Annotated in this window: 15 protein-coding genes; 11 read left to right on the top strand and 4 right to left on the bottom strand. The window is 60.8% G+C overall.

Annotation, left to right across the window (positions count from 1 at the left end; genetic code table 11):
- From polA to JNL55_RS26430, 3 genes are all read left to right on the top strand, one after another.
- Positions 1-2,429: DNA polymerase I (gene polA / locus JNL55_RS26440; protein ID WP_293861543.1), on the top strand; the 2,429-nt coding region annotated here is incomplete at its 5' end.
- A gap of 141 nt (positions 2,430-2,570) precedes the next feature.
- The gene (locus JNL55_RS26435; RefSeq protein ID WP_293861540.1) at positions 2,571-3,092 is read left to right on the top strand and encodes an outer membrane beta-barrel protein; all 522 of its coding nucleotides are present in this window, start codon (positions 2,571-2,573) and stop codon (positions 3,090-3,092) included.
- Positions 3,093-3,115: 23 nt separating this feature from the next.
- Complete coding sequence (locus tag JNL55_RS26430) at positions 3,116-3,697, top strand: outer membrane beta-barrel protein (RefSeq protein ID WP_293861537.1); 582 nt, start codon at positions 3,116-3,118, stop codon at positions 3,695-3,697.
- On the opposite strand, the gene JNL55_RS26425 is transcribed toward JNL55_RS26430, so the two are convergent.
- Both JNL55_RS26425 and yihA read right to left on the bottom strand, forming a co-directional pair.
- Positions 3,685-3,858, bottom strand: a complete 174-nt coding sequence (locus tag JNL55_RS26425; protein ID WP_293861534.1) for a hypothetical protein — start codon at positions 3,856-3,858, stop codon at positions 3,685-3,687. The two genes, JNL55_RS26430 and JNL55_RS26425, sit on opposite strands and share 13 nt — an antisense overlap.
- Before the next feature lie 318 nt (positions 3,859-4,176).
- Positions 4,177-4,788 (bottom strand): ribosome biogenesis GTP-binding protein YihA/YsxC, encoded by a 612-nt coding sequence (gene yihA, locus JNL55_RS26420; protein ID WP_293861531.1) that lies wholly within the window; start codon positions 4,786-4,788, stop codon positions 4,177-4,179.
- Between the two features lie 83 nt (positions 4,789-4,871).
- Between yihA and JNL55_RS26415 the strand changes: the two genes are divergently transcribed.
- From JNL55_RS26415 to JNL55_RS26400, 4 genes are read left to right on the top strand one after another with little or no spacing between them, the layout of a single operon-like run.
- Positions 4,872-5,498 carry a c-type cytochrome gene (locus tag JNL55_RS26415; protein ID WP_293861528.1) on the top strand — a complete coding sequence of 209 codons (627 nt, stop codon included), beginning with the start codon at positions 4,872-4,874 and terminating at the stop codon, positions 5,496-5,498.
- Positions 5,499-5,556: 58 nt separating this feature from the next.
- Positions 5,557-6,429 carry a thiol:disulfide interchange protein DsbA/DsbL gene (locus JNL55_RS26410; protein WP_293861525.1) on the top strand — a complete coding sequence of 291 codons (873 nt, stop codon included), beginning with the start codon at positions 5,557-5,559 and terminating at the stop codon, positions 6,427-6,429.
- A gap of 20 nt (positions 6,430-6,449) precedes the next feature.
- Positions 6,450-7,433 (top strand): magnesium transporter CorA family protein, encoded by a 984-nt coding sequence (locus JNL55_RS26405; protein WP_293861522.1) that lies wholly within the window; start codon positions 6,450-6,452, stop codon positions 7,431-7,433.
- A gap of 20 nt (positions 7,434-7,453) precedes the next feature.
- Positions 7,454-8,290, top strand: a complete 837-nt coding sequence (locus JNL55_RS26400) for an NYN domain-containing protein (RefSeq protein ID WP_415923170.1) — start codon at positions 7,454-7,456, stop codon at positions 8,288-8,290.
- Position 8,291: 1 nt separating this feature from the next.
- Here the strand turns inward: JNL55_RS26400 and JNL55_RS26395 are convergent, their stop codons facing one another.
- A complete protein-coding gene (locus tag JNL55_RS26395; protein ID WP_293861516.1) occupies positions 8,292-9,248 on the bottom strand; it encodes an endonuclease/exonuclease/phosphatase family protein in 957 nt (318 codons plus the stop codon).
- 61 nt (positions 9,249-9,309) lie between these two features.
- Entirely contained in the window at positions 9,310-9,786 is a 477-nt protein-coding gene (locus tag JNL55_RS26390) for a hypothetical protein (protein ID WP_293861513.1), read from the bottom strand.
- Positions 9,787-10,323: 537 nt separating this feature from the next.
- Between JNL55_RS26390 and JNL55_RS26385 the strand changes: the two genes are divergently transcribed.
- The 4 genes from JNL55_RS26385 (at position 10,324) to JNL55_RS26370 (ending at position 15,490) form a co-directional block, all read left to right on the top strand.
- Complete coding sequence (locus JNL55_RS26385; protein ID WP_293861510.1) at positions 10,324-12,639, top strand: ATP-binding protein; 2,316 nt, start codon at positions 10,324-10,326, stop codon at positions 12,637-12,639.
- Positions 12,640-12,701: 62 nt separating this feature from the next.
- The gene (locus tag JNL55_RS26380; RefSeq protein ID WP_206606077.1) at positions 12,702-13,121 is read left to right on the top strand and encodes a response regulator transcription factor; all 420 of its coding nucleotides are present in this window, start codon (positions 12,702-12,704) and stop codon (positions 13,119-13,121) included.
- Positions 13,111-13,560, top strand: a complete 450-nt coding sequence (locus JNL55_RS26375; protein WP_129641671.1) for a chemotaxis protein CheX — start codon at positions 13,111-13,113, stop codon at positions 13,558-13,560. The genes JNL55_RS26380 and JNL55_RS26375 overlap by 11 nt, the downstream gene beginning before the upstream one ends.
- Before the next feature lie 58 nt (positions 13,561-13,618).
- On the top strand, positions 13,619-15,490 hold the full coding sequence (locus JNL55_RS26370) for a TonB family protein (RefSeq protein WP_293861499.1): 1,872 nt from the start codon (positions 13,619-13,621) through the stop codon (positions 15,488-15,490).
- Positions 15,491-15,492: the final 2 nt, after the last annotated feature.

The following is a 15,492-nucleotide window of genomic DNA, read 5'->3' as shown; positions in this document are numbered from 1 at the left end:
AAGCCGACGACGTCATCGGCACGCTGGCGCTACAAGCAGCGGCACAAGGTTTCGATGTGCTCATCTCCACCGGCGACAAAGACATGTCGCAGCTGGTGAACGAGCGCATCACGCTGGTCAACACCATGACCGGCTCACGCTACGACCGCGCGGGCGTGAAGACGAAGTTCGATGTGTATCCCGAACAAATCGTCGACTATCTCGCGCTGGTCGGCGACACCTCGGACAACATTCCCGGCATCCCCAAGGTCGGCCCGAAGACGGCCGCGAAATGGCTGGGCGAATACGGCACGCTCGACAAGCTGGTCGAAAACGCCGCGGCCATCACCGGCAAGGTCGGTGAGAATCTGCGCGCCGGCATGAAAGAGCTGGAGCTATCGCGCAAGCTCGCGACGCTAGAAACCAACGTCAAGCTGGATCAGCCGTTCGAATCGCTGCGAGTCGGCGAGCCGGATCGCGAGAAGCTGAAAGAGATCTTCACCCGATTCGAGTTTCGCGCACTGTTGAAACAGTTCGTCGGAGCTGATGCCGCCGACGCGGCTCAAACGGCAGCGACACCGAGCGCTGCTCCGTCCGATTCACCTGCTTCAGAAGCTGTAACGCCGGTTGTCGCACCGGTGCCTCGCACCTACGAAACCGTGCTGACCACTGAGGCACTCGATGCGTGGGTCGCGAAGCTGAAAACAGCGGATGTGATTTCGCTGAACCTCTCGACTACGTCCGGCAGCTATATGCAGGCCGACATCGTCGGCATCGCCGTCAGCGTCGAGCCGGGCAAGGTCGCTTACATCCCGGTGAGTCACGACTTTCCTGGCGCGCCGACTCAACTGTCGCGCGACACGGTACTGCAAGCGCTGCGACCGGTGCTGGAAGCGGAACGGCCGCTCAAGGTCGGCCACGACCTGAAATTCAAAGCTCACGTGCTGAAGCGTGCGGGCATCGAGCTGCGCGGCGAGCAATTCGACATCATGCTCGAGTCGTATGTGTTGAACAGCACGGCGACCAAACACGAGCTGCCGGCGATTGCGCGCAAGTATCTCGGTATCGATCCCATTGCTTACGAGAGTGTCGCCGGCAAAGGCGCGAAGCAAATCGAGTTCAGTCAGGTCTCGCTGGACATCGCAACCAATTTCGCCGCGGAAGAAACCGACCTGGCCTTGCAGCTACACGACTTGCTGTGGCCGCGGCTCGAAAGCCTGCCGCAAGTGCAAGAGCTGTACAACACCATCGAACAACCGTTGGTGCCGGTGCTGACGCGGATGGAACAAACCGGCGTGCTGCTCGATGGCGACTTGCTACGCAAACAAAGTAATGAACTCGCCACGCGCATGCGTGAGATCGAGACGCAGGCATACGCTGCGGCCGGCGGGCCCTTCTCGCTGGAATCGCCCAAACAATTGCAGGAAGTGTTGTTCAACAAGTTGGGCTTGCCGGTGATTCGCAAGACGCCGACTGGGCAACCCTCGACGGCCGAAGACGTGCTCGAAGAACTCGCGGTGAGTTACGAGTTGCCGAAGTTGATCATGGATTACCGCGGCTTCGCCAAGTTGAAGTCCACGTACACCGACAAGCTGCCGCTGCAGATCAATCGGTCGACGCAACGCGTACACACTTGTTATCAGCAAGCCATCGCCGCCACCGGGCGCTTGTCCTCTGCCGATCCCAATTTACAAAACATTCCGATCCGCACCCCGGAAGGCCGACGCATTCGCCAGGCGTTCATAGCGCCGCCGGGCTGGTGCATCGTGGCCGCCGACTATTCGCAGATCGAGTTGCGCATCATGGCGCACCTGTCGGGCGACGAAGGCTTGCTCAAGGCTTTCAGCGAAGACCGCGACATCCATCTGGCCACTGCGGCCGAAGTGTTCGGCATGACGCTCGACACGGTCACCGCCGACCAGCGACGCACCGCTAAGATGATCAACTTCGGTTTGATCTATGGCATGTCGGCATTCGGGTTGGCGTCGCGGCTGGGCATCGAGCGCAGCGTCGCCGCACGTTACGTCGATTTGTATTTTCAACGTTATCCCGGCGTGCGCCGTTACATGGACGAAACACGGCAACTGGCGCACGAGCGCGGTTATGTGGAAACAGTGTTCGGTCGCCGTTTGTATCTAAACGATATCAACTCACGCAACGCCGGCCTGCGCCAGGGCGCGGAGCGAGCGGCCATCAACGCGCCAATGCAAGGCACGGCCGCTGACATCATCAAGCGCGCGATGATCGAGGTCGATCGCTGGTTGTATGAGTCCAAACTGCAGGCCCGTCTGTTGCTGCAGGTGCATGACGAACTTGTCTTCGAAGTGCGACGCGAGCACGCCGAAGACCTGATTGCACACGTTCGTGAGCTGATGAGCGGCGCGGCCAAGCTGCGCGTGCCCCTCAAAGTCGACGCCGGCATCGGCGAAAACTGGGATCAAGCGCACTGAACCACGCGGCGCCGGGCTCCCGGCGCCGACATTTCATTTGCGATTCAGGTTGCGCATGCATCCTGATGCCACCTCATGCAACCAATTGACGGCTCCGACGATTCATCCGTCGTCACTTTCCATTCCTTCCAAGGACTACTCATGCGAAAAGCAATTCTGGCCACGCTGTTGTTAGTGGCGAGCGGCGCCACGATGGCGGCCGACAACGGCATCTATCTGGGCGCGAGCATCGGCGACGCCAACATCGACATCAAGCAAGGGCTGGCGCAAGTAGACAGCGACGACACCGGCTACAAATTCATTGCCGGCATCCGGCCGCTCGACTGGTTCGGCATCGAAGCCAGCTATGTGAATTTCGGCAAGCCCAAAGATGGCTCGCTGGCCGCGGACGCCGACGGCATCAGCGGCTTCGGTGTGTTCTTCCTGCCGGCCGGGCCGGTCGACGTGTTCGTCAAAGGCGGCCTGATCAGCTTCGACAGCAGTATCTCGGTCGACGGCGTCGGCGACATTTATCGCAAGGACGGCACGGACTTCGCGTACGGCGTCGGCGTGCAGTTTCGCTTGCTGAGCCTGGGCATTCGCGCCGAGTACGAGAAGTTCGAGATCGACAACGTCAAAGACGCCAACATGCTGTCCATCGGCGTGACCTACACGTTCCTGTAACTCTCACCCACAGGATGAAACCCATGCGTCGCTTCTTATTGCCTCTGGTACTGCTCGCGGCGAGCCCCGCCGCGATGGCCATGGATCCCTCGCTGCGCGGCTGGTACATCGGTGGCGGCATCGGCCAGGCCACGGTGGAGCTGGAGGACAACGACTCCCTCGCCGACTTCGACGGCGACGACACCGGCTACAAGTTCATCTTCGGCTACCGGATCATCGACTGGGTGGCGGTGGAATTGAACTACGCCCAATACGGCGAGGCCCAGGACGAGATCTTCGGCTTCACGGTGGAGAACGAGTTCACCGCGCTGTCGTTGAGCGCGCTGGGCATGCTGCCGCTGGGCAACTTCGACCTGTTCGGCCGGCTGGGCGTGGCCAACGTCGAAGGCGACTTCCGCATCGTCAACCTGCCGGGCGGCGCGGACAGCGACGACAACATCGAGCCCATGTTCGGCGTCGGGGTGCAGTACCGGCCCACGCCCCACCTCGGCATCCGGGTCGAGTACGAGCTGATCCAGCTCGGTTTCGACGACGACGATGACGACGAACGGGACGGCGATGACTGGGTCGACATGGTCTCTTTGGGCGTCACCTATAAATTTTGAAAATATTTTTTGGGGCGGTCTGGGCAGTAATTGGTCAGGCCACTTTGTTGCGCATGTGCCACAAAAACCACGGAAACGGCGCCGGACAACGCTTCCGGCTGTGGTGGGTGCGTCGCAATTAAGTTGTGGTTAACCGCATGAAAAAATAAAGATTTTTTCACGCCGAACCAATGAAAAACTCCCGGAACTTTCGTGGCCCACGGGCGTCATAATTCCCGAGCGTCGGCCAGGACGCTCCCGTTCGCTGACCTCCCTGAGTGAACGGTAACCCGGTCCATCCCCATGCCGGGTAATACTGCCCCGGAGGCTCTCGAAGCCCCCGGGGTTCTTTTTTTATGGGGCCCGATCGGGCAATCCCTGCCACGACGGGGCCCGTTGCTACGGAAAAAAACGTGGTTTTTTCCGTGCAGCCGCCGCTAAAGCGGCGGGGTACGTCCTGTACCCGCACAGAGTGGGTGTGACTACCCTCAGATTTTTATTTAGCCGTCGCTCTGTGTCGCGGCTCTTCGGCCGGCGAGCATGCCGAGCACCTCTTTGCGCGCTTCGTCGACGCCGGTCTTCTTTACGGCGGAGAACAGCTGGGCGGTAGCGGCTTCTCCGACGGTCTGGAGCACCTTCTTGATGGTGGCCATGGATTCGCCGCGGCCGAGTTTGTCGGCCTTGGTCAGCAATATATGGACAGGCAGGTTCTGCGCGCTGGTCCACTCGAGCATCTGTTGGTCGAAGTCGGTGAGCGGGTGGCGTGAGTCCATGACCAGGACCACTCCGGCCAGCGATTCGCGCGTCTCGACGTAGTTCTCCATCAACTTGCGCCAGTGATCGCGCATTTTCTCGGGCACTTTGGCGTAGCCGTAGCCGGGCAGGTCGGCCAGGCGCTGCTGCGGATTCAAGGTAAAAAAGTTGATCAGCTGGGTGCGCCCGGGCGTCTTACTGGTGCGCGCCAGGTCCTTGCGCCCGGTGATGGCGTTCAAGGCGCTGGACTTGCCGGCATTGGAGCGCCCGGCAAACGCCACTTCCGCGCCCTGATCGGCGGGAAACTGGTGCGGTTGCCAGGAGCTGGTGAGGAACTCGACGGAAGGAAACTGTGGCATTGGATAGGGGCTGCAGGCGGGGTGTATCGCTAGTGTACAATTCCGCGCCTTTTGGCCAGCCGCCGCTACCGGAGTTGCGAATAATGAAGTTTCAGTCGATGGTCCTGCTCACCGTTCTGTGCGGCCTGCAGGCGGGTGTTGGATTCGCAGCCGAACCGTCTGTCGCCGGCTCCGCCGAAAAGGGCCAGGCCAAGGCCGGCACCTGCGTCGCTTGCCATGGTGTCACAGGCACCAGCGTGAACCCGGAATGGCCCAACCTGGCCGGCCAGCACGAAACCTACATCAAGCGCCAGCTGACTGCGTTCAAGAATGACCAGCGCAGCAACGTGCTGATGACCCCGATGGCCAAGCCGCTGTCCGATGAGGACGTGGCCGATCTCGCCGCGTTCTACGCCAGCCAGAAGCCCACCGGCACGCTGGAAGCCGAACCCTCGAAGGTGGCGCTGGGCCAGAAGCTGTTCCGCGGCGGCGATGTGGCCAAGGGTGTCGCAGCCTGTGCCTCTTGCCACGGCCCGAACGGCTCCGGCAATCCGGCCGCCGGCTACGCCAACATCAAGGGTCAGCACGCCGTTTACACCGTCGCGCAGCTGAAAGCGTATCGCTCGGGAACACGGCAGACCGACCCGAATCAAATGATGCGCAATGTCGCCGCTTCGCTCAGCGATGAACAAATCGACGCGGTGGCTGCTTACATCCAGGGCCTGCGCTGATCGCACTCACATTGGGTCGATAGCGCGCGCCATTCGCGAACCTATTGCTCGGAACGCCATGAACAAACTCGCTGCCCTGCTATCGACCCTGGTGCTGCTGACTGCTTGCGGCAAACAAGAGTCCGCTTCGACAACTCCGGCACCAGCTGCCACTCCGGCGGCTGAGCAAGCCGCGGCCCCGGCGACAGAAGGCGCTGCTGCGGCTCCGGCCGAACAGGCGGCGACCGATCAGGCCGCGATCGCGGCTCCGGCCGAAACGGTCAGCGAGCTCGATGACGCGCCGGCTCCAGCCGAACAACAGCAGGCCTCGACCACGCAGCCAGCGCTGAAGCTGGGTGGCGCAGCCAGCGGCCCGGCGACTTCGGCGAAGTACAAGGAAGGCGCCAACTATCAGAAGATCGTGCCGGCCCAGCCGACCAATGCCGGCCCCGGCAAGGTCGAAGTGGCCGAAGTGTTCTGGTACGGCTGCGGCCATTGCTTCGCGCTCGACCCGGCCATCGAATCCTGGCGCGGCAAGAACAAGCCAGCCTACGTCGAGTTCGTGCGCGTGCCGGCGATGTGGAACGAAGGCACCCGGCTGCATGCTCGCGTCTTCTACACCGCCGAACTGCTCGGCAAGCTCGACGAGCTGCACTCGCTGATCTTTCGCGAGATCCACGTCACCGGCAATCAGCTGAACAGCGTCGACAAGATCGCCGCGTTCTTCCAGCAGCACGGCGTCAACAAGGATGAGTTCACCAAAGCATTCTCGTCGTTCGCGGTGGAGTCCAAGCTGCAGCGGGCGGACTTCCTGAACAAGCGCTATCGCATCCAGTCCGTGCCGACGGTGGTCGTCAACGGCAAGTACAGCACCGATGTGAGCACCGCCGGCGGCGAGTCTCAGCTGTTTGGCCTGATCGACGAGCTGGCGGCTCACGAGCACGGCGGCTGACGCCGGGCGGAACTCCCGCCATGCTGAACATCTTCGTCCCAACCGCTCAGGGCCTGGCCAAGGCCCCGCTGGGTGACGGCGACGACGGGCCGCCGATTCCAACACCGGCGGTCTGGATCGACTTGCTCGAGCCCACCGTCGAGGAAGAAAAGCTGGTCGAAGCCTCGTTCGGCATCGAAGTGCCGACGCGCGAGGAAATGAAGGAGATCGAGACCTCGAACCGGCTGTACGAGGACAACGGCGCGCTCTACATGACCACGACGGTCGCCGCGCAACTCGATACCGATCGACCGATCAGCACGGCGGTGACCTTCATCCTCGCCGGCAATCGACTCATCACCAATCGCTACCTCGACACCAAGCCGTTTCAGCAATTCATCAGCTACGCCGGCAAACATCCGGCTTCGTGCCAGAACGCAGTGACCATTCTGGCGGGGTTGATGGAAGCTTTCATCGAACGCATCGCCGATGTGCTCGAACGCGTCGGCTCCGATCTGGACAACGTGTCCGGCAACATCTTCGCGCGTAACGGCAGCGGTCAACCGACCAGCCGCGATCTGCGCGCCATGATCGAGCGCATCGGCTTCAACGGCGAACTCAACTCCAAAGGCCGAGAAAGCTTGGTCAGCTTGGGCCGCTTGTTGATGTTCGTGCAGCAGTCGGTCTCGGGCATCACCGGCGAGCAGCGCGATCGGTTTCATTCCATCAGTCGCGACGTGTTGTCGCTGTCCGATCACGCGTCGTTCCTCGGCTCCAAAGTGTCGTTCCTGTTGGAAGCCACGCTCGGCCTGATCAACGTCGAACAGAACAACATCATCAAGATCTTTTCGGTGGCCGCGGTGTTGTTCCTGCCGCCGACCTTGATCGCCAGCATCTACGGCATGAACTATCACCTGCTGCCGGACCTGCCGGGCAAGTACAGTAATTTCTTCTTTTCCATCGGACTGATGATCGCTTCGATGGTGGTCACTTACGCGCTGTTCAAACGCAAGGGTTGGTTATAGTGGCTCATAGCATCACCAGCATGGCGCTGTTCTGCGATTTCGAGAACATCGCGCTCGGTGTGCGAGATGCTCAATACGCCAAGTTCGATATCGATCGCGTGCTCGAACGCTTGCTGCTCAAAGGCAGCATCGTGGTCAAGAAGGCGTACTGCGACTGGGATCGCTACAAGGATTTCAAGAAGCCGATGCATGAAGCATCGTTCGAGCTGATCGAAATCCCGCATGTGAAGATTTCGGGCAAGAACTCCGCCGACATTCGCTTGGTGGTGGACGCGCTGGATCTTTGTTACACCAAGGCGCACGTCGATACCTTCGTCATCATCAGCGGCGACTCGGACTTCTCGCCGTTGGTCAGCAAGCTGCGCGAAAACAATAAGACCGTGATCGGCGTCGGCGTGAAAAGCTCCACGTCCGATTTGCTGATCGCCAACTGCGACGAGTTCATCTTTTACGATGACTTGGTGCGCCAGGAAGAAAAGAAGAACAAGCAGCGCGCGCGTCGTAAGCAACCGGCGGCTGCTGCTGCGAAACCCGCCGCCGCAGGCGCGCAGGGCACTGAGGCTCCCAAAGCAGCCAAGCCCGAGACCACGGAGGAAGATCGTAAACAACAAGCCTTCGATTTGGTGGTGGACACCATCGATGCGCTCGCCGAAGAACGCGATCAGGACGAGAAAATCTGGGGCTCCATGGTCAAACAGACCTTGAAGCGCCGTAATCCCGGCTTCAACGAAAGTTACTTCGGTTTCCGCACCTTCAGCGATCTGCTCGAAGAGGCGCAGACTCGCAAGCTGCTGACCTTGGAGCCCGATCAGAAATCCGGCGGCTATATCATTCGTCGCGCGCCGCGCCCCGAGTAAGCTACGGCTGCAAAGACAGATCCGCGACCAGCGGCAGATGATCCGAACCTAACGACGGCCCGATCGCGGCGGAGAGGCTGCGCCATTGCGGCGACAGCCAACAATGATCGATGCGCATACCGACTGGCGCGAACTGCGCCGGCCAACTGCGCGCTAAGCCGAAGCCGACCGCGGCATCGTGCAATCCCGAGCGTTCCAGCGCAGCGGCGAAATATTCCGACCAGGGTGTGAGATTGAAATCGCCCGCCACGATCAACGGCCCTTGCTGGGCTTTGCTGAACTCCACCAACTCGCTCAGTTCTTGATTACGAAATTCCGAGTTGCGCGGCCCGAGCGGCCAATTCAGATGCACGCCCAATACATTCACCGGCGTACCTCGCCAATCGACGGTCATTCTCGCGGCAATGGCACCACTGTGGGACAGCGGCACAGACTCGGCTGACAGCATGGGCCATTTGGTGAACACGGCCGCGCCCATCCGGCTCGGCTCGATGTGATAGTGCGGATAACTCGGCAGCAGCGGTAGCAACGTTTCGGCTTGCGGCGGCGTCAATTCCAACAGCACCACGGCATCCGCTTGTGACTGTTCGATGTACTCCGCGACGCGCGCCATGTCGGGATTGCGAAACCAAACATTGAACGACAGCAATCGAAACGTCGCACCGTTTGGCGTGGCCGCTGCTGTAGCGACCGGCTCCGTCGACACATAGGGAAACAATGCGACTGAGCTGATGACGAAACCGAACGCGGCCGCCAGCGCGAGCCCATACCGACGCAACATCGCGGCCACGGCGGCCAGCAAAACAAACGACACCGCGTACTGCACACGGAAGTGAGCAAACAAATCGAACGGCCACGCCAGCCGGCCGAGCAGCCCGGCCAATAACGATAGCCAAACGACCGCCGTGCCCAGCAAGACGAACTTGTTGGTGATGCGAATGAACGCTGCTTGGAACAATTCAGCAAACCTGCCGCCGCGGAGCAGGCATTAGAAGGAAGGAACGCGACGATATCAACCGTTACATCAGCGCCTTGGCAGGTGCTCGCCAACGCGGAGTCGCGGTGCGCGCGGTGCCGGTGGCGTAATACAAATCCATACTGCGCACGCCTTTGACGCGACGAGTGGAACGACGCACTTCACGCAACAGCTTCAGCAACAGCTGCTCGTTGGCGCGATAACCGCCGCTGGCGAACTCCGATGTGATGCCGATGTGCACGACGGTTACATGCTCGATGTCCTGGCGCGCATAAACGGCGACGCCGACCGGCCGACCGGTCGCACTGTCGATGGCGAACAGCGATTGCACCTCCGGCAGGCCCTTCATATGAATACGCAGCCGATCGCGATCGGCAACGATCTCCGGCGCACCAAACTTCTCGATGGCATCGGCAATACAGGCGCTGACGCGCTCCTGGCAAGCATTGAAAAACAACAACGCTTCCAGCGCCGTCTTCTGGGCAACGGGCACATGTGATTTGAATTCTATTTTGCTCATGACCCACGCGTCGGTAAGAGGCGGCCCAAAGGGTGTAAACCTATCGCGAGGAGCGCACTATGAGCGGCGACCGCGGCCTTGTCGAGCATCCCAAGTGACCTCTTACGGTGCGTAAGTGCTTGCAACGGCGTCGAAAACGCCTGCTTGTCGCATAAACGCGCCATTGACTTGCCCCCGGGGTTGCAGGCAAAACTGTCTGCCGCAGCGCCTCCGGCAAAGTATCGGCGGCGCGCTGTTGCAACGATGTCACATACAGCGGCGCGATCGGCTCGATCGCAATTAAGCCTTTCCGGAAGTTAGACGACGGCAATTCACGCAGCCCACTGCGCGAAACTTTGAACTGGTGCAAGTTTTCGTCATTTAAAAACGGGAACTGAGTCGAGCGACAGTCAAAGTGCTTATTGTCAGATTACATACTTGTTCAACAGGGAGCGGAAGGCTGCAGTCTGGGAAGACGCGGGGCCAGCTTTTCGCGCATTCCGGCTTGAGGGTAGGTCCGTTCGCGGCCTTCGTGGCGCGCGGCCAAGGGGAAGGTACATGGGAATTCTCGATCTGGGTCGATACAAGGGAATCGTCTTCGCGATCACCGGATTTCTGGTGTTCATCGCCATCATCCTGGCGTTGAACCACGGCAAGGCCGGACAGTTCTCGGATAACGTCGCCGGCGTCCGCTTCCTGGAAAACCAGGCTCAACAGCCCCGCGCGGTGTACGACGCCAGCGTGCAGCTGGCACAACGCCTGCAAAACGGCGAAAAGATCGAGGACGCGCTGGAAAGCCTGCGCAAAGCCGCCACCGCCTTCGATCGTTCCCTGAACGGTCTAGCCAACGGCGGCATGATCACTGACAGCGCCGGTGAAATCCTGGTGCTGCCATCCATGACCGCGCCCACCGCGGTCGAACAGCTGAAAAACGGCAGCAAGCTGTGGGACGGCTACAAGGCCAAGCTCGATCCCATCCTGCGTTTCTCCGGCTCGCCCTATGTGACTGCCCAGCCGGCGCCCGCCCCGGCTCCTGCACCGGCCGCCAATGGCAAGAATGCAGCGCCTGCGGTGGCCGCGCCGCCGCCTGCCGCTCCGACGATTCAGCTCAGCCCGCGCGGCCGTCGCTTGCAGGCGGCTTTGAGCGATCTCACTGAATACGGCAACGCCGCCCACGGCCAGCTGGCCAAGCTGCTGAACGACTTGTCAGTTCAGGTCGAAGCTCACAGCCGCAAAGAGACCGACACGCTGCGTTACATCCAGATCGGCGGCATGGTCGCGGCCTTGTTGCTGCTCGGCGCGATCTTCCTGTTCTTCGCCCGCAACTTGCGTAAGGAAGAAGCGTCCTCGAACCGGCAGCGCAAGGAAACGCAGGACATTCTGCGCACCGTGAACGAAGGCCTGTTCCTGCTGGACAAGGACTTGAAGCTCGGTAGCGAGCGCTCGATGGCCTTGAACAACATCTTCCGTCGCGAAGACTTTCTGGATCTGACCTTCGACAAATTGTTGAAGGACATCGTGCCGGAAAAGACCCTGCGCACCGCCATGGACTACGTGGCACTGTTGTGGGGCGAACGAGTCAACGAGAAGTTGGTGAAGACCATCAATCCGTTGAACGAAGTGGAAGTGCATTTCGACAATCCGGCCGGCGGCTTCGACACTCACTTCCTGGAATTCGACTTCAACCGCGTCAAATCCGAAGGCACGCTGTCACATTTGCTGGTCACCGTGAACGACGTGACCAAGCGCGTGATGCTGTCGCGCGAACTGCTGGATTCGCAGGAAAAAGCCCAGGCCCAGCTCGACCTGTTGTTACGTATCCTGCACGTGGAGCCGGACAGCCTGACCAGCTTCCTCACCGACGCCGACGTGTCGTTGAAGATGGTCAACTCGATTCTCAAAGAGCCGGCGCGCGAAGAATCCGCGTTCCGCGCCAAGATCGACGGCATCTACCGTCAGGTGCATGCGGTCAAGGGCGAAGCGGCGGCGCTGGGCCTCAAGACCGTCGAACAGCGCGCCCACGCGTTCGAAGAATCGCTCAACGATTTGAAGGGCCGCCAGTCATTGTCGGGCAGCGACTTCCTGCCTCTGGTGGTGAAGCTGGACGACCTGTTCAACCACCTCGCCCAGGTGCGCGAGATGTTGAGCCGACTGGTCGATCTGCATCACGCCATCGCCACCAAACGCAACGCCGGCACCGAAGTCGGCGCCGAGAAGGTGGATCAGTGGTTGGCCGGTCAGGACCAGACGCAAATCACTCGCGCGCTCAACGCCCCGGCCGACCTGGGCGAAACCACCGGCGCGGTAGCCGGCCTGGAACGTACGCTCGAAGATCTGGCCGCCCGTGTGGCGAGCAGCCAGTCCAAGCAAGTGAATCTGCGTTGTAACGGCCTGGAAGCCGTGCCCGAGACCTATCGCCGAGCGGTCAAGGACATCACCATTCAATTGGTTCGTAATGCCGTGGTTCATGGCATCGAAGAACCGAGCGAGCGCGCCAAGGCCAACAAGGCCGAGACCGGTGCGCTGGCGGTCGAGTTCTCGCCACGCGGCACCGACGGTTACGAGCTGATCGTCCAAGACGATGGCCGTGGCCTGCAGCTGGATCGGATCAAGGAAGTGGCGGTGGAACGCGGCCTGATCACCCCGGCGCAAGCCGCGATGCTCGACCCGCGCCAGACCATGGCACTGATTTTCCGCCCCGGATTCTCGACGGCGGATCGGGTCACTACCGACGCGGGCCGCGGCGCCGGCATGGACCTGGTACGCATCCTGGTCGCCGAACTGGGCGGCCGGGTCGGACTGGCCTCGGCCGGCGGGAAATTCTCCAAGTTCAAGATCTGGCTGCCGGCGACGGAACGCGCAGTGGCCGCCTGATGCCTCTTTGAGTGACGGACCAACAGCTTCTACTGGAATACTGAAGACTAAGAGGGACTGCAATGGCGAGCGCCAATGCCAAGGCTGCACCGTTGACGAACGGCAAGCTCAAGCTCATGATTTGTGACGATTCGAACATAATTCGCCGCAAGATCGAGCGAGAACTGCAGATTGAACGTCTGCAAGTGATCGCCACCGCGGCGAATGGCAAACAGGCCGTCGAGGCCTTCCGCAAAGAGCCGGCGGACGTCGTCACCATGGACATTACGATGCCTGAGATGGATGGCATCGAATGCGTCGAGAATCTGGTGAAGATCAAACCGGACGTTCTCATCCTGGTGATTTCGGCGCTCTCCGACAAAGCCACCGCCATCGAAGCTTTGAAGAAAGGCGCCAATGGCTTTCTGTGCAAGCCATTCACAGATCGCCAGCTGACAGAAGCGCTCGAAGAGCTGCTGAGGGGCGCCGGCAATGATGACTAAAGTCGAGTTGGAAACATTCGTCGAAGGCACGACGCACTATTTCGCGACCGCGGCCAATCAACCCGCGTCGGTCGGCTCGCCCTACATCGTGCAGGAAGGCAAGCCCACCATTCAGGAATTCACCGGTCTGATTTCGATCGCCGGTAAGCGTCGTGGCATCGTTTATTTCACTGCTTCGCGGCCCATGCTCACAGTCATGCTGATGCGCATGGGCGAAACGGAATTGACCCAGGAAAACATGTGCGACCTGGTGGGCGAAGTCGCCAACACGATCTCCGGCAACGCGCGCCGGGATTTCGGCAAGGACTTCATGATCTCGGTGCCGACGGTGGTAGCCGGCGAACCCGAGAAAATCGTTACCCCAGACAACATCCGTTCCTTCGTCATTCCGATCAACTGGCGCAGTCATTCGGCGCAACTGGTCGTGTGTCTCGAATGATGCGGACTTGTCTCATGGTCGAAAGCGGCCGAGGCCCTTTCGACAAGATGAGAATGCTGTGCAGAGTACGAAGTCTGAAGATTTCCTATCCACGGTGCGCACCACTGCGGCGCGCCCTGGACAGGTCGTTGATGTCGTCGTACTGACGTCGGATACGAGTTTGCTCGAGGCCCTGCGCTCATCCGCAGGGTCCGAGCACGCCCTTTGGGAAGCCCCCTCCGCAGACGCTGCCGTCGACTATCTGGTCGGCGGTCGTTGTGACGTCCTGATCGCCGATCTCGCTGCTTTGCACGGCGACGTGGCGGCGTTGCTGGAACGCTTGCAGGCGCAGTTTCCCGAGTTGATTTTCATGGCCATCGGCCGGCGCGAAGACGAAGGCGCGGTCGCGTCGTTGCTCAGCACCGGTCGTATCTATCGATTCCTGCACAAGCCCATCTCGCCAGGCCGTGCCTCGCAGTTTCTCAACGCCGCGACTCGTCGTCACAACGAACAGCGTGACGGTCAGCCCATCGCTTTGCAGACGGTGCGAACGATGGCTCGCAAGCGGCCGTATCTCGGCAAGGTCGCTGCAGCTTCGGCCGGTGTTGTGGCCGCGGTCATCGCATTTGCTCTATGGCAATCGCGCGATCAAGGTTTGCCGGCGACGTTGCAGACCACGCACGTCGGCGATGCGCCCGTTGAGGACACTATCAAGTCGAAGCTCGGCAGCGCTCAAATCGCTTATCTCAGCGGCCGGTTGCTCGATCCTCGCGGTGACAACGCGCTCGAATATTACAAAGCTGTCTTGGCCATGCAGCCTGCCAACGCTGACGCTAAGGCCGGCGTGCAGAAGGTGATCGATACGCTGGAGCAGCGTGTCGTCAAAGCGTTGGAAGAACGTAACGCTGCACGCGTTGTAACGGCCTGGACGGCTCTGCAACGTGCCGCCCCGAATCATCCGCAGCTCGATGCTTTGCGAGCGCAGTTGTTGGCGCTGTCTCGGACCAAGCCGGTGCAGACGGTTGCTGATAATGCGAGGCCGCAAGCGGGGACTGCTTCGCCGTCCGCGACTGCGAATATTCCCTCTGCCGCGCCCAGGAACTCAGCGTCCGTTACTAACGCACCGGTAAGTGCCCCCTCTCGGGACACGGCCGGCAACGCGTTGATCGCCGCCGAAGTCGCCGAGCGGGAGCTCGCAGACGCGATTGCTCGTGAACTCGCTGATCAAGAAGCCGCGTCCGCTGCAGCGGCATCCAAGGCGGCTGCGCCCGCCGAACAGGTCGCTCAAGTGTCGGATCAACCAAGTCCTTCACCGACCGAGCAAGCCGAGCAACGACCGGCTCAACCAGGCCCAGCACTGGCTGAGCAAGTCGCTGCGGTCGCCAGCCTTCGCGAGCGCGGCTCGCTGATCTCCCCTGTGGGCAGCAATGCGTTCGAAAGCGTGCTGGCCTTGCGTGCCAGCTATCCGGACGCCGAGGAAGTTCGTAGCGAACAACAACGGCTCGCCTTCGTACTGCTGGATCGCTCACGAACCGCACTGGCCGGCAACAACGTCGACGAAGCCGCGACACTCATCGAGCACGCCGACAAACTGATTCCTGGCATGCAAGCCGTCCGCACGCTGCAAGAACAACTGTCAGCCGCGCAAGCGGAACGTGACTTCACCAAGAACGTCGCTCAAGCAGGCTCGCTGAAACGAGTTCGCGAAGTACCGCCGGTCTACCCCAGAGACGCACAACGCGCCGGTACGGAAGGTTGGGTGCAAGTCGAATTCACGATTCTGCCCGACGGCAGCACTCGCGATCTGCAGGTTCGTAACTCCGAACCCGCTGAGGTATTCGACAAAGCCGCGCTCGACTCAGTCAGCAAGTGGCGTTTCGAGCCGGTTCGCAAAAACGGCACGCCGGTGGCCCAGCGTGCCGTACTGCAAGTCCGCTTCGTACTGAACTAATC

The sequence above is a fragment of the Steroidobacter sp. genome (genome assembly GCF_016790065.1).
In the GTDB taxonomy this organism is placed as follows: domain Bacteria; phylum Pseudomonadota; class Gammaproteobacteria; order Steroidobacterales; family Steroidobacteraceae; genus Steroidobacter.
The sequence above is the reverse complement of the archived record's forward strand: the minus strand, read 5'-3'. Positions and strand labels throughout refer to the sequence as shown.